General features: G+C 50.6%; 22 protein-coding genes. 14 read left to right on the top strand and 8 right to left on the bottom strand.

Translation table 11 applies throughout. From position 1 onward, the window contains the following. Positions 1-131: 131 nt before the first annotated feature. The 3 genes from AQULUS_RS07935 to AQULUS_RS07925 all read left to right on the top strand — a co-directional run bounded on the left by AQULUS_RS07935 (position 132) and on the right by AQULUS_RS07925 (position 1,474). Entirely contained in the window at positions 132-374 is a 243-nt protein-coding gene (locus tag AQULUS_RS07935) for a DNA replication initiation control protein YabA (RefSeq protein WP_148339527.1), read from the top strand. Between the two features lie 35 nt (positions 375-409). Then, entirely contained in the window at positions 410-829 is a 420-nt protein-coding gene (locus tag AQULUS_RS07930) for a hypothetical protein (protein WP_148339526.1), read from the top strand. A 159-nt stretch (positions 830-988) separates the two neighbouring features. Beyond that, the gene (locus AQULUS_RS07925; protein ID WP_148339525.1) at positions 989-1,474 is read left to right on the top strand and encodes a hypothetical protein; all 486 of its coding nucleotides are present in this window, start codon (positions 989-991) and stop codon (positions 1,472-1,474) included. Positions 1,475-1,533: 59 nt separating this feature from the next. Here AQULUS_RS07925 and xseA read toward each other — a convergent pair whose 3' ends face one another. Together xseA and AQULUS_RS07915 are read right to left on the bottom strand one after the other, a co-directional pair. Further along, the gene (xseA, locus tag AQULUS_RS07920; RefSeq protein ID WP_148339524.1) at positions 1,534-2,874 is read right to left on the bottom strand and encodes an exodeoxyribonuclease VII large subunit; all 1,341 of its coding nucleotides are present in this window, start codon (positions 2,872-2,874) and stop codon (positions 1,534-1,536) included. Positions 2,875-2,885: 11 nt separating this feature from the next. After that, complete coding sequence (locus AQULUS_RS07915; protein WP_148339523.1) at positions 2,886-3,290, bottom strand: hypothetical protein; 405 nt, start codon at positions 3,288-3,290, stop codon at positions 2,886-2,888. A 286-nt stretch (positions 3,291-3,576) separates the two neighbouring features. On the opposite strand from AQULUS_RS07915, the gene AQULUS_RS07910 reads away from it, so the two are divergent. Continuing rightward, a complete protein-coding gene (locus AQULUS_RS07910; RefSeq protein WP_148339522.1) occupies positions 3,577-4,917 on the top strand; it encodes a hypothetical protein in 1,341 nt (446 codons plus the stop codon). A 6-nt stretch (positions 4,918-4,923) separates the two neighbouring features. Here the strand turns inward: AQULUS_RS07910 and AQULUS_RS07905 are convergent, their stop codons facing one another. Beyond that, positions 4,924-5,826, bottom strand: coding sequence for an alpha/beta fold hydrolase (locus AQULUS_RS07905; RefSeq protein ID WP_148339521.1), 903 nt, complete (start codon positions 5,824-5,826; stop codon positions 4,924-4,926). Positions 5,827-5,929: 103 nt separating this feature from the next. Here AQULUS_RS07905 and guaB point away from each other — a divergent pair, with 103 nt between their 5' ends. From guaB to AQULUS_RS07860, 9 genes are all read left to right on the top strand, one after another. Then, complete coding sequence (guaB, locus tag AQULUS_RS07900) at positions 5,930-7,417, top strand: IMP dehydrogenase (RefSeq protein WP_148340318.1); 1,488 nt, start codon at positions 5,930-5,932, stop codon at positions 7,415-7,417. A gap of 2 nt (positions 7,418-7,419) precedes the next feature. Beyond that, positions 7,420-8,991, top strand: coding sequence for a glutamine-hydrolyzing GMP synthase (gene guaA / locus AQULUS_RS07895; protein ID WP_148339520.1), 1,572 nt, complete (start codon positions 7,420-7,422; stop codon positions 8,989-8,991). Positions 8,992-9,006: 15 nt separating this feature from the next. Then, positions 9,007-11,085, top strand: a complete 2,079-nt coding sequence (locus tag AQULUS_RS07890; RefSeq protein WP_148339519.1) for a hypothetical protein — start codon at positions 9,007-9,009, stop codon at positions 11,083-11,085. 23 nt (positions 11,086-11,108) lie between these two features. Then, positions 11,109-11,564 (top strand): tRNA adenosine(34) deaminase TadA, encoded by a 456-nt coding sequence (gene tadA, locus AQULUS_RS07885; RefSeq protein WP_148339518.1) that lies wholly within the window; start codon positions 11,109-11,111, stop codon positions 11,562-11,564. Positions 11,565-11,755: 191 nt separating this feature from the next. Continuing rightward, positions 11,756-12,568 (top strand): RMD1 family protein, encoded by an 813-nt coding sequence (locus tag AQULUS_RS07880; RefSeq protein WP_232051861.1) that lies wholly within the window; start codon positions 11,756-11,758, stop codon positions 12,566-12,568. A 280-nt stretch (positions 12,569-12,848) separates the two neighbouring features. Beyond that, positions 12,849-14,051, top strand: coding sequence for an IS4 family transposase (locus AQULUS_RS07875; protein ID WP_148338104.1), 1,203 nt, complete (start codon positions 12,849-12,851; stop codon positions 14,049-14,051). 306 nt (positions 14,052-14,357) lie between these two features. Continuing rightward, the gene (locus AQULUS_RS07870) at positions 14,358-15,143 is read left to right on the top strand and encodes an outer membrane protein (RefSeq protein ID WP_148339517.1); all 786 of its coding nucleotides are present in this window, start codon (positions 14,358-14,360) and stop codon (positions 15,141-15,143) included. A 13-nt stretch (positions 15,144-15,156) separates the two neighbouring features. Continuing rightward, on the top strand, positions 15,157-18,747 hold the full coding sequence (locus AQULUS_RS07865) for a thaumatin family protein (protein ID WP_148339516.1): 3,591 nt from the start codon (positions 15,157-15,159) through the stop codon (positions 18,745-18,747). Positions 18,748-19,242: 495 nt separating this feature from the next. Further along, positions 19,243-20,121, top strand: coding sequence for a Tim44 domain-containing protein (locus AQULUS_RS07860; protein WP_232051860.1), 879 nt, complete (start codon positions 19,243-19,245; stop codon positions 20,119-20,121). 76 nt (positions 20,122-20,197) lie between these two features. Here the strand turns inward: AQULUS_RS07860 and AQULUS_RS07855 are convergent, their stop codons facing one another. The 5 genes from AQULUS_RS07855 to rpsP form a co-directional block, all read right to left on the bottom strand. Continuing rightward, the gene (locus tag AQULUS_RS07855; protein WP_148339515.1) at positions 20,198-20,671 is read right to left on the bottom strand and encodes a methylated-DNA--[protein]-cysteine S-methyltransferase; all 474 of its coding nucleotides are present in this window, start codon (positions 20,669-20,671) and stop codon (positions 20,198-20,200) included. A gap of 159 nt (positions 20,672-20,830) precedes the next feature. After that, entirely contained in the window at positions 20,831-21,259 is a 429-nt protein-coding gene (rplS, locus tag AQULUS_RS07850) for a 50S ribosomal protein L19 (RefSeq protein WP_148339514.1), read from the bottom strand. Between the two features lie 108 nt (positions 21,260-21,367). Continuing rightward, positions 21,368-22,117 (bottom strand): tRNA (guanosine(37)-N1)-methyltransferase TrmD, encoded by a 750-nt coding sequence (gene trmD / locus AQULUS_RS07845; RefSeq protein ID WP_148339513.1) that lies wholly within the window; start codon positions 22,115-22,117, stop codon positions 21,368-21,370. Next, positions 22,118-22,630, bottom strand: a complete 513-nt coding sequence (rimM, locus tag AQULUS_RS07840) for a ribosome maturation factor RimM (RefSeq protein WP_148339512.1) — start codon at positions 22,628-22,630, stop codon at positions 22,118-22,120. A gap of 52 nt (positions 22,631-22,682) precedes the next feature. Then, on the bottom strand, positions 22,683-22,958 hold the full coding sequence (rpsP, locus tag AQULUS_RS07835) for a 30S ribosomal protein S16 (protein WP_148339511.1): 276 nt from the start codon (positions 22,956-22,958) through the stop codon (positions 22,683-22,685). Between the two features lie 244 nt (positions 22,959-23,202). Between rpsP and gspG the strand changes: the two genes are divergently transcribed. Continuing rightward, positions 23,203-23,616: a type II secretion system major pseudopilin GspG gene (gene gspG, locus AQULUS_RS07830; RefSeq protein WP_172622782.1), complete on the top strand. Its 414-nt coding sequence runs from the start codon at positions 23,203-23,205 to the stop codon at positions 23,614-23,616. Positions 23,617-23,654 lie beyond the last annotated feature (38 nt).

Raw genomic sequence — 23,654 nt, 5'->3', positions numbered from 1 at the left:
TATATAGGCGCGCCGGATGTGTTTTCATTGCCGCTGATATACGAATTTACTCTCCTGAAAAATGAAGATAAAATGTGTAACCAGTGTCTGCGCCGAAATAATGAATTTCAATTTCAGAAGGAAGAGAAAATATGACAGATAATCTGTTTCAAAAACTAGAAGAAAAAATGATGTTGCTGCTTGCTGAAATTGAAGATTCACGCAGGGAAATTGCACGGTTGACCCAGGAAAATGCCATGCTTAAGCGCGAACAGGAAGCGCATTCCAGCAAGCTCGCTGATCTGATTTCGCTGCTGGATTCCGTCTCTTTATCCGATGTGATGACGACAGGCGCGAGTGTGACCGCGATCAAACCCATGACGGCACAGGGATAACGCCAACCATCAATTCGCGACCAGGAGGTTTGCACATGGCTGTGGCTTCAGATCATCATCTCATTTTGAAAAAATTGAAAAAGAAAATCCGGTTGCTGGAACGCAAAGAGGAATTGGCAAGAATCCGTCTTCGTCAGGCGCTGGCCAGGATACGCAAATTGAGCCGGTCGTACAAAAGTAAACTGGCCAGTAAATCTCGCCGGATGAAAGCGAAAGTGGCTGAAGTGCAAGCATCGACGTATGTCAAGTCGGCACAGGAGATGGAACGTCATATGCTGCAGGGAATCGAAACAAAAGGCAGGGCGTTGGCATCGGCATTAATCAAGATAGAAAAAAAGTATGCCACCCGGTTGAAAAAGAGCCTTGCCAGAAAGGGAAAACGTAACGGCAAAAGCAAATCCACAGCGGAGCCGGCGTCGAAAAAAATGAAAAAAGCGGCGCGCAAATCCAGATAATCGCCCCGGGCGGCCGCGCTCCGGCCGTCCAGGCGCGTTATTCAGTAAATAAATTCCTGTAAATACATGCTAGTAGCGTCAACCTGCCCGCCAGTCTAGTTTCCTGGTATGGACTATACTTTTAGTGAATCATACAGCATCCTCACAAGAGAGGTGTTTATGCCTGCCCGTAAACGAGATGACAAACAGAAAAACCAGGATGATTTGTTGGCGCGTATCAAGACTATTAAGTCCATGTTTGAAACAGTGCTGAAAAAAAATGGCGGAGTGGGCCGCATTGAAAATTATTCCGGACCTGAATTTCGCCTGCGTGAGTTGCGCCTGATACTGGTGTCGCTGAATTCTCTGATATCCAACCGTCCTGCCATTACGGCTTCGAATGTGAATGAGTTGTGCGCGCGATTAAAAGCTGTGTCAGTGCCGGTTTGCGAAAGTCTGACCATACGCATGATAGGAAGAAAGTCGAGTGTGAATTCCGGCGCGCCTATCACATCAGGGTTATTCGAGGCAAAACTGGTGGAAGAAAAAGTGTTAATTGACGGGATTCAGAAAGGCGTTCAAGACATCTTGCAGAGTGAGACGATGAAAGAATTGAGAGAGAGTGTCGGTTTGTCCTCCAAGAGTGAAATTTCCCCTAAACCATGATTTTCCCGCTTTATTGAATGAGACAGTGTGCAAACAGAGGAAATACACCGCCGCCTGGCTTATTCCACCAGGCAGTCCAGTATGCCGTCCGTAAGCCGTACTTGTATTTCATCGCCGCGACAGACTGCGCTGGCGGAACGTATGATGTGACGATCCCGGGTGGTCGCGATGGCGAATCCGCGCTGCAAGGTTGCGAGCGGACTTAATGCATCCAGTGTTCCCGCAGCTTTCGCCAGCGTGGTTTTTTTGTGCGCCAGCAATGTTGAGATCAATGTATTGAACTGCTTGCGCTTGAATATCAGCAGGTCATGCGTTTGGCGGATACGATGCGCCGGCGTGAGCCTGAGCAAATGCGCCTCTCGATCTTTTGTGCCGTGCCGCAGCTGGTTCAATAGGCGGTTTATTGTTTGTATCAGCGATGATTCTGCAAAATCCAGACGCTGCATTTTTTCCGCCAGCCGGCGTTTGGGGTGTTGCTGATATAAATGTTTTTGCATCCAGTGCAAGTGCTGGCGGCTGGAAGCCAATTTCGCCTGCATGTGACGCCCTATCTGTTTTTGCTTCAGCGATAAAGCTTGCCGCAGTTCAGTGCGGTCTGGCGTGGCAATTTCCGCAGCGGCGGAAGGCGTGGGCGCGCGTTGATCGGCAACAAAATCCGCGATGGTGAAATCGACTTCATGCCCCACGCCGCTGATGACGGGGATCCGGCTTTGATAAATGGCGTGAGCGACCATTTCTTCATTAAACGGCCATAAATCTTCCAGAGAGCCTCCGCCGCGCGCGACAATCAGAATGTCGCATTCCGCACGCCGGTTGGCGGTCTGTATGGCCTTGACGATTGCCGGTGCTGCGGTATCACCTTGCACCAGCGTGGGATAAATGATGACAGACGCGCAAGGATAACGCCGTTTCAAGACTGTCAGAATATCGCGTATCGCGGCGCCGGTGGATGAAGTGACTATCCCTATTTGCGCGGGAAAGGCGGGCAGCATTTTTTTATGTGCGGGATCAAACAATCCATCCGCTTCCAGTTTTTTCTTGAGTAATTCAAAGGCACGGCGCAGTTTTCCTTCGCCGCGTTCCTCCATCTGTTCCGCGATCAATTGATATTCGCCGCGGTTTGGGTAAAGGCTGACCCGCGCCTTGATGAGAACATGCATGCCGTCTTTAGGGACAAACCCCAGATGGCGTTGGCTGCCACGAAACATCGCGCACCTGACTTGCGCCGACGGGTCTTTTAAAGAGAAATACCAGTGACCGGAGTTGGGAGCGGCGAAATTGGAAATTTCGCCTTCCACCCAGATCAGGGGGAAGCTTTCTTCCAGCAGATACCGGACTTCATTATTGAGCCGGCTCACGGTATAAATGTCTTGTTCTTGCTGGATGTCAGTAGTCTGCATGTTTGTCTGCTTTATTTGATCCGGTTGGCGACGGCGCCAAGATGGGCATCGTCATAAACAATGCGGCACATCGCGTTTTTTTCACAAGTGAATTTTACGGTATGCTCCGGGCTTTCAGGAAGAGATATTTCGCCGTTTTCACAAATAAATGAAACAGTGGAATGCCGGTCGATTGGCGGTGACAGATCCAGTTGAAATCCGGTTGCTGAAAGACGCTTGATTTCCGCGGTCAATAGATGTGTGCACGCCCCGGATTTTTTGCAGTCATCCGCATTTTTGTATGTGTACGTGCCCAGCCAAAGTCCTGACAATTGAAAACAGGGACCGTGTGTGCGGGCTGGCAGGAAAGCATAACAGTAAGTTCCAGAGAGCAATAAGCATAAACCGGCGATTCCTACGATCCTGATCCTGTTCATCTGTGACACATGTACTCCTTATTTATCCTGTTATCGGTTGAATCCTGAGAATATTCGCGCAAGAGCCGGGAAGCAAGCGGTCAGAAATAGGCGGATTCGCGCCGCGAACATGCTTGCAGCGATTTGATTAAATTTAAAAATACACTGAACGGCTTGAAAATCCTGCATGGACCGGATACCGCGGGGTTTAGGATGGCGTTAATATCCATTTAAGGTGGGTTATATATACTATTTGCATTCGCAGTTGAATTAACTAAAAAAATACAATATCTAACGAGGCAGTAATATGCAAAGTGACAGACCCGTCATTCAGGACAACGACCGAATATCCTCATCTGATTCCACCGCGCCTGCCGCAGCGGAAGTACTCATTCCTGAGTGCGAGCGCCTGCTGACGAAGCTGCGCGGGTTGCGAGTCAGCCATTCTGATGAGGTTGATGAGCAAAAAATCCTGGCTTGTGAAACGCAGCTGAAAAAAGTCATTGAACAATTTTACCATCCGGATCTGATTATTTCCCAGCGGGTTGCGCTTGCGCTGTGCGTACTGGATATTCTGGAGGAGCAGCCCGAATTATACTCTTCCGATACCAGTCAGGTTGCATTATTTAAAAAAAATGTGACGGGATTTTTGCAGACGGTATGCAATGTGAATGAAATTTTACCCGGCATGCGCGCGCAGTTGAAAAAGTTGTTACAGATAGATCCGTATTATTTGCCGAATCATTTGCCGCCATTTTTAGCGCCGCCATGCGAGGGGCAGTCCCGCAAGGAATATTTGCATAAGCGCATACAGGATTTCCTTGTCGCAAGGCAGAATGGACTTGTTTTGACGCTGGTGGAGGGACAGTTATGGTCTGAAGCGATCAGCAAAGAAGCACTGACCTTTTTCCGCAGCGGCAAGCAAGAGAGTTGGTCCACGCGCAAGTTGTCAGATGTGGAACAAAGCCTGTTTGACACATACGAATATCTGCATAACGAATTAAATGAAGAGTCAACCAGGGAGCTGGATGAAGTGCAATATCTTGATGTGCGTGCGCGGGACGCCTTGCGTATCTTCATTGCAAACGGCCGCTTGAACCGCGTCGTGTTCCATCCGGATAACAGGAGCCAGCCATTTGAAATCCAGGCGGCATCGACGCAGGAACTGATTTCTCATGACAAAAAAGGCATGGCGTGTTTCGTGATGAACTGCCGCGGTGAAATGTATATCTCTTCGCATGTCGAAAACAAATTTCATCATAGCAGTTTCATGTCCGGCGGCGATCTGATTTTTTCCGGCGAAATCAGGATCAATGGTAACGGCCAGGTGGAAGAAATCACCGCTTATAGCGGTCATTATCAACCGGACATCAAGGCCATGTATCGTTGTTATGCCATGCTCAAGCATCGCGGGCTGGATTTGTCGCATTGTATATTCAGCCTGCTGGATAACAAGGCTATGGCTAGAGAATTTCAAAAGAGATGTATGCTGGACAGAGGATTTGAGGCGAAAGTCAAAGCGAATGATCCTTCCGTCGGGCCCATCCTGACCAGTATTACCAATAAAAGCATGAAACGGTTAACCGAATCAGATTTATTGGCAGCGATGAAAGTGTCCTCGAAAGTGCAGCGATCGCAAATGAGTTGATTGCGCTTATGCCGGTTTGGCTAGCCAGCGGTAAATGAATTCGTGATGCGCGGGATCCAGCAGCGCCGGCGCATGCCCGGCATCGGGCACTTCCAGGACTTCCATGCCGGTATGAAGCTGGCGCATTTTTTCTATGATTTCCGGCAGCAACAAATCCGAGCGCGCTCCGTGTATCACGAGGACGGGGCAAGTGACTTTGCGCCAGATTTGCCATAAATCCACATCGAAGAATGTGCCTTCCAGTGCCTTATGCGGATTCAGCAGCAAATTCCATGCCAGCTTGCTTTTTGCCGGTGTGCGTTTGATGCCGTGATCAATTTTCGTGATGAATTTGCCTGGAGCGGATTCACGCACGCTGTGTTCGGTGAATTGCTGCCACTGGGCGTCGCTTAAATTCCCGAAATCGGCATAAATGTCTTTGAAGTAGGCTTTTGCCGCTTCAAGACTGGCAAAATCCGGATCCCGTCCCGCGTATTTGGACAACCGCGAAATTGCCTTGACCGGGATTTGCGGTCCCACGTCATTCATGACCAGACGTCTTATGGGCGTGCCGGGCAGAGAAGCCATGATCATGCCTATCAATCCTCCCATGGACGTGCCTATCCAGTCTATCTGACTGGCATGAGTGCGCGCGATCAGTGCATTCATGTCAGCGATATATTGTTCATAAGTGTAATGTAAAGGATTCTTTAGCCAGTCGCTGTCGCCCCGGCCGACAATGTCCGGACAATAAAGATGATGTCCCCGGCTGGAAAAGTATTCTGCCAGCGCGTCAAAATCACGTCCGTTGCGGGTCAAGCCATGTACGCAGATGACGGGGATGGAGGCGGGGTTGGTTACTCCCCATTCGGTATAGGCTACCCGGTGAAACCCGTCTTCTGTCACGCCCAAAAAGTAATCCTTGTTCATGAAAAAGTCCTGTTAGTCAGCCAAAATATGTGTATAATGAGCCGTTAATTTTAACCTGCAAATCTATATACATAACTTATTATATAGTAGGGGAATTAACATGATCCGCCTAGCACAAAACGAACTGGCTCTGACGTTTGACGATGTGTTGCTCCTGCCCGGCGAATCTTCAGTCCTGCCAAAAGACGTGGATCTCAAAACCAGGCTGACCCGCCATATCACTCTGAATATTCCTTTGTTGTCCGCGGCCATGGATACCGTGACTGAAGCCAGGCTGGCGATTGCGCTTGCCCAGGAAGGCGGTCTTGGCATTATTCATAAAAACATGCCGGTTGAGGATCAGGCGGCGCATGTGCGCAAAGTGAAAAAATTTGAAAGCGGCGTGGTGAAAGATCCTATCGCGGTATTGCCTAAAACCACGGTGCGCCAGGTTTTGGAGCTCAGCCGTAAATTTAATTTTTATGCTTTTCCGGTGGTGGACCATGACCAGCAGGTAGTGGGGATAGTCACCAGCCGTGATTTACGTTTTGAAACCAATCTGGACCAGCCGGTGGCCAATCTGATGACGCCGAAAGAACGGCTGGTGACTGTCAAGGAATCTGCCGACCGTGAATTGGTAAAGAAATTATTGCACAAGCACCGCATCGAAAAAGTGCTGGTCGTCAATGATAATTTTCAGCTGCAAGGCATGATCACAGTAAAAGATATTCTGAAAGAACAGGCCAAGCCGTACGCCTGCAAGGATAACCAGGGTCAGCTGCGTGTGGGCGCGGCCGTAGGCACAGGCGCGGATACCGATGAAAGAGTGGCGGCCTTGATTGCCGCCGGCGTCGATGTGCTGGTGGTGGACACGGCGCACGGTCATTCGCGCAATGTCATAGAACGTGTGCGCTGGGTGAAGAAACATTACCCGGAAGTGGAAGTCATCGCAGGCAACATCGCCACGCGTGACGCGGCGCTTGCCTTGGTGGAAGCGGGAGCAGATGCCGTAAAAGTAGGCATAGGCCCGGGTTCCATTTGCACAACGCGCATAGTCACTGGTGTGGGCGTCCCGCAAATCACGGCTATTGCCAATGTCAGTGCAGCTTTACAGGGAACCGAAACGGGCATTATCGCGGACGGCGGGATCCGTTATTCCGGTGACGTTTGCAAGGCGCTTGCGGCGGGAGCATCCGCGGTCATGGTGGGCGGTTTGTTCGCCGGAACTGAAGAAGCGCCGGGCGAGGTGGAGTTGTATCACGGGCGTTCCTATAAGGCATACCGCGGCATGGGTTCATTGGGCGCCATGGCGCAGCGTCATGGTTCCAGCGACCGTTATTTCCAGGACAATTCATCGGAAGTCGGCAAGCTGGTTCCGGAAGGCATCGAGGGTCGTGTGCCCTACAAAGGCAGCATGGTGAACATTGTCAATCAGCTGATGGGCGGGCTGCGGTCCGGCATGGGTTACACCGGCTGTCCCGATATGCCGTCATTGCGCGGCAAGGCGCATTTTGTGCGTGTTACGCCTTCCGGTGTGCGGGAAAGTCATGTTCACGACGTGCAGATTACCAAAGAAGCTCCTAACTATCACATAGACGACAAATACCTGTAACTATGGACATACATACACAACGCATTCTGATTCTGGATTTTGGTTCCCAATACTCACAGTTGATCGCGCGCCGCGTAAGAGAAATTGGTGTTTACTGCGAAATACGTTCTTTCACGCTGACTAGCGGTGAATTAACGGATTTTGCTCCATCCGGCATTATCCTTTCCGGCGGCCCGGAAAGTGTGAGAGGGGATTATACGCCGCGCGCACCCGAAGGCGTGTTTACACAAGGTTGTCCGGTCCTGGGGATTTGTTACGGCATGCAAACCATGGCCCAGCAATTGGGCGGTAAGGTGGACCCGGGTGTAAAACGTGAATTTGGCTATGCGCAAGTGGCGCTGCGCGAACCTTCACGCTTGCTGGAAGGGATAGAAGACCATCTGACTGATGATGGATTGTCCTTGCTGGATGTATGGATGAGTCATGGCGATCAGGTCAGCGCGCTGCCAAGACAATTTAAAACCATTGCAAGCACCAGTAATTGTCCCATTTCCGGCATGGCGGATGAGGAGCGCCGGTTTTATGGACTGCAGTTTCATCCGGAGGTTTCTCACACACGCCAGGGCATGCGGATACTGGAGCGGTTCGTTCTGGAGATTTGCGGTTGCAAGCCTAACTGGACGTCTCAAAATATCATCGATGAGCAAATCGCGCAGATCCGGCAAAAAGTGGGAAATGAAGGCGTGCTGCTGGGCTTGTCCGGCGGCGTGGATTCATCTGTCGCGGCCGTGTTGCTGCATAAGGCCATAGGCAGCCAGCTGACTTGCGTGTTCGTTGATACCGGATTACTGCGTCTGAATGAAGTGGATGAAATCAAATCTGTTTTTGACAGGCATTTCGGCATCAGGCTGATATGCGTGGATGCCCGGGAGCAGTTTTACCATGCCCTGGCAGGAGAGAGTGATCCGGAAGCCAAACGTAAAATCATAGGTAAAAAATTTATTGATGTATTTGACGAGCAGGCCGGGAAGCTGGCGAATGTCAAATTTCTGGCGCAAGGCACCATTTATTCCGATGTCATTGAATCCGCCGCGGCAAAAACCGGCGGCGCGCATGTGATCAAGTCACATCACAATGTGGGCGGTCTGCCCGCGGACATGCGGCTTCAACTGATTGAACCATTGCGTGAATTATTCAAGGATGAAGTCCGCAAGCTGGGCATGGAACTGGGTTTGCCTTATGAACTGGTCTACCGTCATCCGTTTCCCGGTCCTGGACTGGGTGTCCGGGTGCTGGGTGAGGTCAGAAAGGAATACGTGGAAAAACTGCGTCTGGCGGATGCCATTCTAATCCAGGAATTATACAAGGCGGAGTTGTATTACAAGGTTAGCCAGGCTTTCGCGGTCTTTTTGCCGGTGAGGTCAGTGGGCGTGGTCGGTGACGCCAGGCATTATGAACATGTTATCGCCATACGCGCTGTGGAAACCATAGATTTCATGACAGCGCACTGGGCGCGTTTGCCGCATGAGTTTTTGGAAAAAGTGTCAAGTCGTATTATCAATGAAGTGCCCGGCATATCGCGTGTCACATACGACATCTCCAGCAAACCGCCGGCGACCATTGAATGGGAGTAGAGGTCAGGGAAAAGCATGAGCATATCAAGACATGGCGGGATTTTTCATAATACCATTCGTACGATTATCAGAATGCTGGCGAATGGTAAGCTTGATCCGGCCGAAGTCCTGGAATCTTTGCTGTGGGAACTGATTTCCGCCAACAAGAGCGTAACAACCGGCTTTCACCACGCCGTGAACGAACCGGAATACCTGGTGTTTGCAAGACTATGTCTGGGCTGGCTGTATCCTAAAAAATATCCACATTTTTTTTGCCTGAATCCCGCCGCGTCCGCTTCCGCCGCGCAGCATAAGGACCTGGACATAGCTATGCCGGATAGAAATCCGGATGATCCGCTAGGCTGGTTTATCGGGCATTTGAACGTATATGCCGCCGCCAGAAAAATTCCCCCGCACATCGATAGTCTGTTGCGTGCGTATTTTTCCATTTATGAAGTGTACCGTACGCGTCTGACGCAAGCGGTGCGCGACCAAATGGAAATGTTCGATTACTGGAATGACTGGCTGGGATCGGCGCTGAATGAAATGGCGGCGCGTGATAGTGTGGCGCTGGAAATGCTGGGCAGCGTGGGAAGCTGGATACCGCGGGACAGCAGAAATCCTTTGCTGGTCATTGTCATGGATATTTATTGTGATGAACGGGTTTATAACCTGGAACATTTCATGAATCTGCACAATGAACGGCTTGCTGCCGCAATAGCGAAGCTGACCCGGCAGATGAAATACTGGATGTCGACGGACCAGCGCGTACAGGTGGCAAAAACATTGTTGCGGTTCATGGGAAACGAAAATCGCGAACTCGCCTTGTTTGCGTGCGAACTGATCACTGATTTTGCTCCCTGGCTGCCAGCTGGGTCGCTGCGGGCGGCAGTGCAGGCGATATTGAACAGGTTTACACCGCCGTTGCCGGCAAGACCGGAACAGCTGATGTTGTTGAACAAGCTGGAACGTCTGATCCCTGGTTGTCCGTCTGACATGCATGACCGGATTCTGGAAGTCTTGTTTCTTTGCGGCCGGAATGAAGCAGCCAATCTCAATATCAAGGCGCTGGCCATGTTGTGTCACTGTAAAGACAGCTTGATGCCGCAATATCTTCCGGCTTTACTGGACTGCCTCAATAGAGGCATACGGCATGATGATTACCAGGTGCGTATTCAAGCCTGTCATCTGCTGCGTGAAATGGCCGGCCGCATTCAGTGGCAGCAGATGTCTTCCATCGCAAAAATTTTGTGGGACATGATGAAAACGCCGGTTCTGCCCGAGAACCTGAGAGTCGCGTGCCTGCTGGCGCTGTCTCAGACGGTCATGGTGGTGCGCGGCGGCATGCTTGAAGATTTTCTGGCGGAGTTGCAATCCCTGCTCGACGCCGGTGATTCGGCATCGGTTGGTATGCGCAGTGCGGCGCTGCTGGCTGTAGGGCAGATGGAATCCGGCACTGAGGTGCATACGGCTTCCGCCTGGACTGCACGATTGCTGGCTGTGGTCGAGGAGACAGAAAATGCCATGCCGCTGCGCGTGCAGGCGGTCAACACCCTGGGTGTCATCATGCGCAGACTGAACAAAGAGGAAGCGGTCGTCGCAGTGAAAAGCTTGTTGGATGCAGCGATCCGGAGCCAGGCTGCGCCGGTATTAACAGCGGAAATTTTACAAGTGCTGTGTGCGGGCTTCCGGGATTTGCCCTGTTCCTGTCTTAGTGACATGGCGGATGCTTGCATGAAGGCCCAGCCTGATCTGAGCACGGAATCCGTTCAACATTCTATGCGGGCGCTGGCGTATCTCTTTAGACTGGGCGTGCCGGAGGGAGACAGAATCATACGGTTTTTTATCGCCAGGCTGGAAGAAGGGTCTGCGGTGGTATGCAAGGCGGTGCGTGACGCAGTGGGCGATTGTCTTCTCTCTATGACGCCTTTTCAGAAGCTGGGCATGCTGGGTGCGTTGGCGGTGATGAAGCGAGATGAAGATGTGACGCTGTTTTCCAGAGTTTATCATGAATATCGAAATGATCTTCAGAGGCACATGATACAGCTGGCTGCTTCACATGACGATGTTTATATGGACAGATTCATCGCAGAAAAAATTCTGCGAATGAATTAAATTCCATCAGGCGGGTGATAAACATGTTTTCTTCACAAGATGAATATTGGATGCGCCAGGCGTTAATGATGGCGGAGGACGCCAGACAGGCGGGCGAAGTGCCGGTCGGGGCGGTGCTGGTGTTGGGTGATGAAGTGATAGCGCAAGGATTTAACTGTCCCATTTCCCGGCTGGATCCCAGCGCGCATGCGGAAATGATCGCGCTGCGCCGGGGGGCTGAAAAAATCAGCAATTACCGGCTTTTACATACGACCTTATATGTCACTCTGGAGCCTTGCATCATGTGCGCCGGCGCCATGGTACACGCGCGCATACAACGGCTGGTTTATGGTGCTCTGGATCCACGTGCGGGCGCTGTCGTGAGCCGGGCCCGGATTCTGGATCAGGAATTTTTGAATCACCGTGTAGAATATGCAGGCGGCCTCATGGCGGCTGAATGCGGTGAAATATTAACAGCGTTTTTCCGGGAAAGGCGTTAAACAATTCCGCGGCAGCTTTTGTTCAGCCTTATGTCTGGTCATTTTTTAAAAAAGAAGCAATTAAAAATACACACAATAGCTTTGACTAGTTCATGATTCGCGTTTGCAAACCCATCAGGTCTTCTCTGTGGTATTCTAGACTATAGGTGAATTCATTATTTATACAACCACATATGAATGACACAAAAACCATGCGGTCTTTTTTGCGCTGCATCTCCATCTGCACGGCCGCGAGTTATGATCTGCTGGGCATTGCGAATTATTTCAGAAAAAGAGGTTATTTTACCCGCTTGTTGAAAGACGTGCTGCATGTGACCAATCTCAAGAGGCCGGGCGATATCTATTTTTTCAATCACGGTTGTTTTGTCAGCTGGGGATTTAAGAAAAAATTCGAAGACAAGCTGGTGGAAGTAGTGAAAATGTTTTCCATTCATCCCTTGCGCCACATTGAATCAGACCATTTTTATTATCAATACGGGAAAGAAACTTCCATTGATTCGCATGAAAAACTGCGGGTGGACATCATTACCCTGGATTCGGAAGAAGCCTTGATCAAGCTGGCCATTTCCTATGGTCTTGCGCAATCCATCAAGCTGGAAGCGTTTGAAGAAGCGATACAGCAGGCAATACGGACCAACAGTGAGCTTCCCGAAGATATTGCCACCCGGGGCGAGATATCCTTGTCGCGGCGCGCGATTTTCAAGCGCATAGGTGAAATCTTTATCGCCAGGAGTTCCATTAATCTCAATATTGAATACCTGGACGCGCCGGAATTTTTCTGGCGCAATCCCAGCATGGAACCGTATTACATCATGACAAAAAAATACCTGGATATTCCCAGCCGCGTCATGGCCTTGAATCAAAAGCTGGACGTGCTGCAGGAATTACTGGATATCCTGAACAGCCAGGTACAACACCGCCATTCCAGTCTCCTGGAAAGTATCATTATCTTGCTGATTGTGGTCGAGATCATCATCAGCCTCTTTCAGTTTCATGTCGTCTGATTTCATGCCGGTATTTGAGTGATCATTACCACGAACGGGGTTTCACCACCGTTCGCTCCTTCGACAAGCTCAGGACAGGCCTGAGGAGGCACGCAGTGCCGTCTCGAAGGGCGGTTCGTCTAACGCGGCTCCTCACCACGAACGGGAAACACTCAATCCGTTCACCCTGAGGCTGAACGCTCCCCTCAAAATTTCTCATAAAAACCATAAAAACAAAGAGTAGAAAAATTGCATAGTGAAGTTAAAATCCAAATTCGACCAAGAATATGGAAACCTCACTATGCAAGGGAAAAAATTATTACATAAATTTATGCAAGAATCTTCATTCTTGCATAAAAAAGTACTAGATACGTTAACCATCACCTGTGATGGTTTGCTTAAAGCAAAAAAGTTAAGTGTGACAGCGTTAGGTAGGGCAATTGCTAGCAAAACACCGGACAAGCACGCTATCAAACGTGTTGACCGGTTAGTTTCCAATCCAACCCTAGAAGAACATAGAGGTTGTTTCTATAAAGCGTTAGCGGAAAAAGTTGTGCCTAAAACAGGGTGGTGCCCCATTCTTGTTGATACTAGTTGTTTAACTGCGGATAGTGAATTTCAACTCATAAGGGCATCGCTTGCACTTGATGGCCGAGGATTTACTTTATTTGAAATGGCTTATAGGAACGGGACGTTAAGTCAGATATATGAGATATTTTTAGAGAAATTGAATGAGGTTTTACCTGAAGAGAAAGGACATGTCATCCTTATTAGTGATGCTGGGTTTCATAATAAATGGTTCCATTTGGTAAAGAAGCAAAAGTGGGATTTTATTGGCAGAATTCGTCAAGATAAGCATTATACTACCGCCGATGGAAAAAGTTTCCCTTGTAAGTCCCTACACAAAATAGCCACTTTAAAGCCTACACATCATGGAACTGTTTTCTTATGCAAAAAGAGTCATAACAAAGCAATTATATGTGATTTGTATAGCATAAGGAAAAAGATCAAAGGCAGGAAAATGAAAACAAAAAAGGGGGCTATTAAGCGGGGAAGTTATAGCAAGGCGTTTGCTAAAGGCCAAAAAGAACCCTGGGTGTTGGCAAGCTCACTACCTAAAAACAGCTTTAATCCTGAGCAGATTGTTCGATTATATTCCTTTAGGATGCAAATTGAAGAATCTTTCCGGGACATGAAAAATAACAAATATGGTTTTAGCTTTAAAAACACATTAACCAGAAGTGTTCGGCGATTAAACGCACTCATGCTAATCGCTGCCATTGTAAATTTCATTGTGTGGTCGGTAGGGGTGATGGCGGAACAAAAAAAATGGCATTTAAAATGCCAATCCAACACCTCTAAAAAACGAACATTGTCATTATCTTACTTAGGGGCAATCATCCTGAAGTCGACATATTTCCAAATTAAAACCTCAGAAATAGAGAATGCAATTAAAAATATCATTATCCCCTCAGACCTCAATATAATGGAACGGCAATTTTGAGGGGAGCGTTCAGGCCCTGAGGAGGACACGTCAGTGTCCGTCTCGAAGGGCCTGACACAAGCAGGGATCCAGGCTTTTTGAATATTTCTGGATGCCAGCTAAAAACATGCTGGCATGACAACGTGTCCTCTTCACCACGAACGGAGTTTTCATCACCGTTCGCTAGAGGAAGCAATGGAAGTGAACATGATACTTTCAAATGATTTTGACCAGGCTTGCGATAACCCATTGTTGCAAACCCTAAAGTAGTGATATATTTTGAATGTTTTACTGCTTATCATTTTATACGTATGCAAGGATGGTCACATGACTAGACGGAAACACGCATTCATTTTACTTTGCCTGTTAAACATTCCTTTCCTGACCACTCCGTCCTGGGCCGTAGAAAATGTCTATGACGGCGCCTGGTATCTTTCCGCCGGAGCAGGGCGCTCCTTTTATCAAATGGACTCGGATAATTTTATTAACCCGGGGCCCGGCTGGCCGGATGACCATTACTACAAGAACAGTATTCATGACGGCAGTTTTGTTGATGTGACAGCCGGCTATGCCTGGACGCGCTTTACCAACTGGTTCCCGGCATTTCTGCTGGGTCTGAATTATACCTACGCCTTCCAGGGCAAGGTCAGCGGCTATGTCAATCAGTACAACCTGAATCAGTTCAAAAATTACAGTTATTCCTATGATTTCTCGCGTCAGACACTGATGGCGGTGTTTAAGGCGGACATTTACAAAAGCGATTACTGCCTCATGCCGTACTTCATTGTGGGCACGGGTGCTTCTTTCAACAAGGGCAGCAATTACGAAGAAGAACCGCTGGAAAATGTAACACCGAGAATCAGCCCGGGATATGGAACGGGCAATCATGTCTCATGGAGTTATATCGTGGGGGTGGGCGTGGACTATATGATAAGGGACGATATCTGGGTCGCGCTGGAATACAACTATGGCGATTTTGGTACAGTGGAAACCGGCAAAGGGCAGGGAACGCCGACGGTAACGGGCGTAAATTACTCAGATGTTAACTTGTCCAACAAGGTGAAAGCAAATTCCATCGCAATCAACTTTACTTATCTGCTGAATTACGTATAAGGGAGAGATCATCATGAAGTGGCTTCGTTATTGCATCGTGGTGTTGTCATTCATTTTGTTCTCACCTGTATCGAATGCCGGAGAAGATCCCATAGGCTGGACAGTGTCGGGCGGCATTCCGTCGCAAACCGTCGCAAACCTGGTTTATCCCACGGTCACTTACACCTTTACCAATAACATGCCGTTTCAAATGATTACCCCGCTGTACATTGTGCGGAATGCCAATCCTGCCAGTGAATTCAATTTCTCGGTTGATACCTGCTCCGGTGTGAGGCTGACTGCCGCAGGCACGATAGGGAGTGTCTGTACCGTCACATTCAGTTACCGGTTCCTGACCCTGGGACAAAAATCCATTTCACTTTCCATGCAATACGGTAAAAACGTGGTGCCTCTGCCCGCCATGACGACTAACGTCGGCGCCGGACCGTCGCCGCTGGTCACGGGAACAGTGACTATTCCGCTGCCCGCCAACATGGGTGCGGGTGACCAGGCGCCGTTTGAATTTACTTATACCAATACCAACAATGGAGCGGTTACCGATGTCACGTCACTGGGGGTGAACATTAATCCCAATCCGGGCGGCGGCATGTTTATTGGTCCGGTAACAGATACTTGCGGCGTATTGCCGGGCGCGGTGCTCCCCGCCGGAGGCCAGTGTACTATCAGTGGTACTTTCCAGGCAGGCACGCCTGGTACTTACACGCTTAACAGCGGCATCACTTATCTGCCTGGCGCAGTGGGTCTGACGGCATTGACTTCCACTACCAACGCGACCGTGCAGGTGACCGGCGAAGCGACCATTCCGCTGCCGGCCAACATGGGCGCGGGCGAATCCCAGCCGGTGGAATTTACTTTTACCAACAATAGCACGCTGCCTACCGGCATTGTGACTTCCGTGACGGTGACGCCGGTAGGCGGCACATTTACTCCGGGTTCGGATACGTGTACCGGCTTCAGTCTTGCAGGCGGCGCTTCCTGCGTCGTCAGCGGCACATTCGATTCCGGCGTGCCCGGCGCATATTCGGTGACGGCTGATTTCAACTATCCCGGCGGCACGGTCAGCGTGACCACTACCTCCACAGGTACGGTAAAAGTGACCAGCGCAGCCACCACGCCGCTGCCTAATGATATGGGCGCCGGTGAAGAACAACCGGTGGTGTTCACCTTTACCAATACCGGCACAGGTACTATCAACGGTATCACAGCGGCTTCCACAGGCCCTGAAATCGGCGGCACGTTTACCGCGGATGCGCCTACCGCCACCACTTGCGGACCAGGCGGTCTGACTTCGCTAGCGCCTAACCAGTCTTGCATACTGTCCGGTACATTCGCGACCGGCTTGCCTGGCAGTTATTCTCTTACCGCCTCATTCAATTATGACGGCGGTTCGGGTGTGGCGCCGGTGACCACGCCGGATCCGGCTGGAACCAGTACGGTCAAGATTACCGGGACAGCCACTGTTCCTCTGCCGCCTGGCGGCATGGGAGCGGGTGAGCAGCAGCCGGTTGAGTTTACCTTCACCAATACCGGTACGGGAACGGTTTACGGCATCACTGCACCTTCCTTTGGTCCGGTGGTGGGCGGTACATTCACGCCGGATGCGCCCACACTCAATGTGACTTGTGGCAGCGGCACGAAAGTAAATCTTGCAGCCGGAACTTCTTGTACTTATACAGGTGTATTCGCATCGGGTGCGCCTGGTAGTTATTCGCTGACGGCGTCGTTTAATTATGCTGGCGGCATGAATGTGGCCCCTACGCCGACCACCTCGTCAGGTACCATACTTCTGAAAGTCAATCCGGCAGTCTGGAACCCTGCATTGCCTGCTAGTATTGGCACAGGTGAAGAACATACGATTGCAATTACTTATACGAATACCGGTACGGGGACGGCATACGGGATTACTGACCCGACGGCCATTACGAGTTTGAATGCATCTGGAGGAACCTGTACCAGTGCGACTACATCGGCAAGCTGTGCCGGGCCTTATCCTATTACCCTGGCCTCGGGTGCAACTTGCTCGATACAATGTACTTTCGAAGCAACGGTTGCTGGGACTGCTTCCGCATCCAGCTCTATCACTTATGCGGCGGGCACAACAACTGCTGTGACTACAACGTCCACGGCTTCCGTCAAAGTAACAGCTGATACACCTATTCCCTTACCATCATCTACCAATACAGGAATTACCTATCCTGTTACATTTACTTTCTACAATGGAGGTACGGCAGCCGCTCAGGGGGCGCCGACCACACCTCCGGTATCCATATCACCTGGTCCGTCCACACAATTAAGCGCACCAACTTACATGGGATGCGTAAACCCGCTCCCATCCGGTCAAACTTGTGTTGTCTCGGTGGACGTCACTCCAGCTGCTAGTGGTGATTTAACGGTCTATTCCTTGTTTACTTATGATGGCGGTAATGTATTGGCATCCACATCAACAAGTGTTGCCTTCGCCCGAACCTTTACCATCAATAATTACTGCGGTAAAGATATCTGGTTTGCCTTCAGCGGTGCGGAAGTACGCAAAGGCTGTTCAGACAAGAGTCCATGTCCGACCGGCTCCATGTGTAACGCCGAAGCAGACAATGGCAAAGGCGTTTGCTACTGGAAGAACCCGGTTTCTGACAAGAACGACTTCCATCTGGGCCCCATGACGGGAACCACACCTAGCACAGCGAAAGTGATGATTCCTGACTTGAACAAGGACAACCAGACCATTTGGTCCGGCAGTCTGGCAGGCCGTACCGGCTGCAGCGGCAAACAGTGTGAAACCGCTGATTGCGGCAGCGGCGACAAGACGTGTCCGCCGGGCAACCGCTTTAGCCTGCCGGCCACCACCGCGCAATTCACACTCATGCGTGATGCGGCTGACCACTATGCGATAAGCGCCGGCAACGGTATCAACGTGTCCATGTCCATGGGCCCGACCCATCCGGACAAGACTACACCGGCATACGATGCCAGCTCGCCGTATTATTGCGCGACGCCGGGCAGTGCGGATGCTTCCCGAATCTTCAGCGCCTGTTCCTGGGTACTGAATCCTCCGGGATACCCCAATGCCGGCAGCGCGGTGGATTATGCCTGGGTGAAACCGGGAGTGGGCGGCGCCTGCTCGACCAATGCCTGCCCGGGTTCGGAAGTATGCGGCCTGAGTTACAACAACGGCAAGTTCGCGCGGGTTTGCGGCACCCGGTTGGGCTACTGGACTGCTGCCCAGGCGTGTCTGCTGAATTCCGCCAGCGCCAGTGCCTTCTTCGACTGCAACAACGCGATGAACCAGCCGGCAGGAGAATTGTTGTCTGATCTGAATGTCTGCACCAATGCGGCTCCGCAGTCAGGCCAGAACAACCAGCCGCCAGCTTGTGCGGGCGCCGGCAACAAGGAAAGAGCAGCCATGGTGCAATGGATCAAGTCTGCCTGCCCCTCCTTGTCTGCCTTCGCAGGCGATACGGCTAACAGCAGCTTCACTTGCGCGACCAATGAAAAAACCAAGTCCAAGAAAGATGATGAAGTGAAAGTCAATGTCACTGAATACACCATCTCTTTCTGTCCTGAACTGGCTCCCAACAGTCCGTTCCGGAATGCACAAAGACAGTAACGGTTATCCGGACAACACCCGTTCCGCAGCCTCACGGCAGCAGGGCGGGTGTACTGCTTCTGCCACCGCGAAACTGCACTCATGCGAAACTGCATCCATCCCGCACCTCCTCGTCATTCCCGCGCAAGCGGGAACCAAAACTAGAGTTCATGGTTCGAGACGCCGCTTGCGCGGCTCCTCACCACGAACGGGGATCAAATACGCCGCTAACGCGGCTCCTCACCACGAACGGAATTTTCATCACCGTTCGCCCTGAGGAGGACACGTCAGTGTCCGTCTCGAAGGGCCTGACACAAGCAGGGATCCAGGCTTTTTGAATATTTCTGGATGCCAGCTAAAAACATGCTGGCATGCCACTTCTCGCCACAAACGGAGGCAATATGAAAAGGATGTGCGATTTGATGGAATGTCAAGAGCAGGGCAGTAACGAAATTCCGGCATATTTCGCGGCATTCATGTATACTTTTCTCCGCTTTAATCGAAGGAGGATGAACCATGATGCGTACTTTTCTGTCAATATTATTTGTTTGCCTGGTGACCCTGGGTTTAATCATGCACGATGCCGAAGCAAGGCGTTTTGGCGGCGGCAGAAGTTTTGGCGTGTCGCGCTCCGCCAGCAGTTTTACTCGTTCATCCACTTCACCCGCTCCGGCTTATGGACAGAATTACTCACGCTCACAATCTCCCTACGGCCAGTCTGCTTCTCCCATGGGACGCTGGTTCGGCCCTATCGCGGGGTTAATCACGGGTGGTTTGCTTGCCAGTCTGTTCATGAGTAATGGTTTGGGCAGCGGAATTCTTTCCTGGCTGCTGGTCGGCGGATTGATGCTGGCCGTCTTCAGTTTCTTGCGCAAAAGAACGCAGACTTCACCGCCGTATCAAGGCCATGCTGATTACCGCGCACAATATGCGCGCGATGCTGCCTCGCAATTCATGCGCAACAGCGCGCATGCGCAGCCCGCGGCGCCGGTGAATGCTTATCCTGTCGGCTTTGACGCAGTCTCTTTCCTGCGCGATGCCAAAGTGCAATTCATGCGTTTGCAGGCAGCGTATGATCAAAAAAACCTGAGTGATATTCGTGAATTCACGACACCGCCGGTATACGCGGAAATTCAAATGCAATTGCAGGAACGCGGCAATATTGAAAACAAGACGCTGGTCTTGTCGCTGGAAGCGGAATTGCTTAATGTGGAAAATGAAACGCAAATCGTCGCTGGTACGGAAATGCAAACACTGATTGCCAGCGTGCGCTTCAACGGCATGATACAGGAAAATCAGGGTGAGCCGGCTGCGCCTGTGCAGGAAATCTGGCATTTCAAAAAAGACATAGGCTCGTCTGCCTGGCTGGTCGCTGGTGTTCAGCAAGAATCATGATATTGGAACGCGGTTGAAGTTTAAGTGTCGCCCTCGCGGCAGACGCGAGGGCGCGCTGATACGCTTTTGTTTGCCATCATACTGTTTCATGCTGCAACAACCACATTTTGATATTCATCAGCTTTCCTTCCACTGATCCGGAATATCCGCCCGGATGGTTCGCAGCGATGATGCGGTGACAGGGGATCACGACGGGAATCAGGTTGGTGCGGCAAGCCTGGCCTATGGCGCGCGGACCGGTTTTAAGTGTTTTCGCGAGTTCGCCATATGTCATAGTGCGGCCAAAGGGAATTTCCATCAGGGCATGCCAAACCCGCTGTTGAAACGCGCTGCCGTGGAAATGAATGTCCAATGCAAAAGATAGGCGCGAACCCGCAAAATATTGTTCCAGCTGATCAACCACCTGTTGGCTGACGGTATTGCGCGGGCTCAGTAACAAGGTGTCATCCGGCAAATAATCCAGTGCTGCAAGTTTTTCCTGATGGAGTTTAATGCCGATTTTGCCAATTGGAAACGCTGCAATAGCGTCATAAGAAATTTGTCTGGTCATTTCAGGGTTCCTGCATTGAATGTTTCGATTCAAGCCCTGCCTCGCTTTCACTGAATGGAGAGAACAAGCGCGTTGACAAGAAAGTGTGGCCGGGAATTAATCCCATGCTAATAAAAAAGCCCGCAGCTGCGGGCTTTTGACAAGCAAATGCATGACAGTTTATTTAGCTGAGTCGTTCGTATTATCTTGCTCAGCGTCAAGGCTTTCTCCCGCAAGAGCTGTAGTACCGAGCTTGGCGGAAAGTTTTTCCTTGATGCGGGCTGCGCGGCCGCTTAATTCACGCATGTAATAAAGCTTGGCACGGCGCACATGGCCGCGGCGTTTGACTTCCACGGAATCGATGGCCGGGCTGCAAGACTGGAATACACGCTCAACGCCGACACCATGCGAAATCTTGCGCACGGTAAAGGATGAGTTGTATCCGCGATTGCGCTTTGCAATCACAACGCCTTCGAAAGACTGCAAGCGAACGCGTTCACCTTCTTTTACCTTGACCTGGACGACAACCGTGTCGCCGGGCTGGAACGCAGGCATGGCCTTGGCAGCCTGCATAAATTCGGTTTCTAATGTTTGAATAATGTTGCTCATTTTCTTAATCCCCTAACAAGACGTGCAATTTTATACATATTTAAATAATATTTCGAGCATATTTTGTATCTATTTACGGATTCTTATGCCAGGCGGGCCGTATCCGCGTCACACGGGTTTGTTCTTGATGAATTCCTCAATAAATTCAGATAATAAGCGGATTTCCACCGCGGACAACTGCTTTTTGGCCAGCAAATCCGGACGCCGCAGCCAGGTTTTTCCCAGGGAAATCTTTAACCGCCACTGGTCTATCTGCTTGTGGTTGCCGCTCAGTAATACTTCCGGCACCCGGGTACCGGCAAAAGTTTCCGGCCGGGTATATTGCGGATACTTTAGCAGGCCGCTGGTAAGAGAATCCTGGGTGACAGAGTTTTCATCGCCTACGGCGCCGGGAAGGAGCCGGGTCAGGACGTCAATCATCACCATGGCCGCGAGCTCGCCGCCAGTCAGAATGTAGTCGCCAATAGACCATTCTTCATCCACTTCTTGTTCAATAATGCGTTCATCAATGCCTTCATAACGTCCCGCCAGCAAAATGAGAGACGAGCGCGCGGCCAACTCCTGCGCGGCCTCTTGATCAAACCGCCTTCCTTGGGGAGACAGGTAAATCACTGACGGAGGAACTGGCGCGGCTTGTCTTGCTGCATGAATCGCGGATTGCAGGGGTTCGGCCAGCATGACCATGCCAGGGCCGCCGCCATAGGGGCGGTCATCGACAGACTTGTGCCTGTCATAAGCGAAATCACGGGGGTTCCAGAAATTAAGCGATATCAGACGGTCCCGGATGGCGCGGCCGGTAATCCCGGAGTCCAGTGCCTGAAAAACCTCCGGAAACAGACTCACTATGCCAAACCACACTTAGAGTAACTCCCAGTCGACGTGGATTTCCTGCTTATCGAGATCAACCCGGGTGACGACTTTGCCTGGCAGATACGGTATGGCGTGTTCCCTGTCGCCTTTGACAACGAGAACATCATTGGAGCCGGTGGCCATGAGGTAAATCACTTTTCCCAGAGTGGCGCCGTTTTTATTAATGACCGTCAATCCTATTAAGTCAGACCAATAGTATTCATTTTCCTTGAGCCTGGGCAGTTGAGAGCGTGTCACTGCAATGAGAGCGCCGGTTAACTGCCGCGCCTCTTCAGGAGAGTTGATTCCTGTCAGTTTGACAATCAGGCCTTTGCCGTGAGCGCGGGCAGATTCAATATTGACGGGAGTCCACGGGCCGTTATTTTGCTGTAGGTGCCAGGGCTGATAATCCAGGATGCTGGAATCAAATTCGGTATAGACATATATTTTCAACCAGCCATGCACGCCATAAGCGGCACCGATTTTGCCAACAATAATATAGGCTTGATTCGCATTCTTCATGCAAATTCTCAAAACCTGTCATTGCCTGGCACGGCAACGACAGGGTTCATGCTTATGCTTTTTCAGCAGGTTTTGACTGATCAGCGGTTTCTTTGTGGGTCTTGATCAAGTGCTTGACGCGGTCAGACGGCTGGGCGCCTTTTGCTACCCACTCTTGAATGCGTTCAACGTTAATGTCCAGTTTGACATCCTTGCCGGATGCGATAGGGTTGAAATAACCTACCCGTTCAATGAACCGGCCGTTGCGCGAGCGCTGTTTGTCAGCGACAACTATGTGATAAAAAGGGCGTTTTTTAGCTCCGCCACGTGCTAGACGAATCACTACCATGGTTTAAGTTTTCCTCTGTAACAACAAATATTTGGCATTTAAGGCGCTGAATTATACGTTACTTTTTGATGCTTGCAAACCATTTGTCCCCGGCGCGTCGCATCAGGAGATTCCATCTTGTCGCGCAAGTCTCTAGGCGGGCTGGTCTTGCGCGGGACAAGGTTATTGGCTACTATTGCTTTTGATTAATCAGCAAGTTGCGTCATGGATGCGCTGGCAGCCACATATTACGGAGAATAGTTGCATGTTAAAAATGCGCGGTTTGGGTCTTGTCTGGTTTATCTTGATTGTAGTTGTCCTGGCCGTTGCGGCAGTATTTGTCGCTCCGCATATCCTGGGAAGTTCCCAGAAGGAAGAAATCAAGAAAGTCCGGACGGATTTCAGCAGTCTGTATGACGCCCTGGAGCAATATCGCCTGGATAATGGCGCTTATCCCACCACGGCTCAAGGATTGCAGGCGCTTATTATTGAACCCACCACATCGCCGGTGCCGCGTTACTGGAAGCAGGGAGGATATATGAATGCACTGCCTATGGATCCCTGGGACCAGCCTTACCAATATTCAAATAATCTGGATGTGATCCGTGTTTACAGCTATGGACCAGGGGGCGAAAAAGGCGGCACGGAAATAGATATTACCAATATAGACAAGCAATAGTATAATCAGCCACAGAGTCGGCATAAACCAGCCGACAG

Source organism: Aquicella siphonis, from assembly GCF_902459485.1.
GTDB lineage: Bacteria > Pseudomonadota > Gammaproteobacteria > DSM-16500 > DSM-16500 > Aquicella > Aquicella siphonis.
This window is presented reverse-complemented; position numbering and strand designations above follow the sequence as displayed.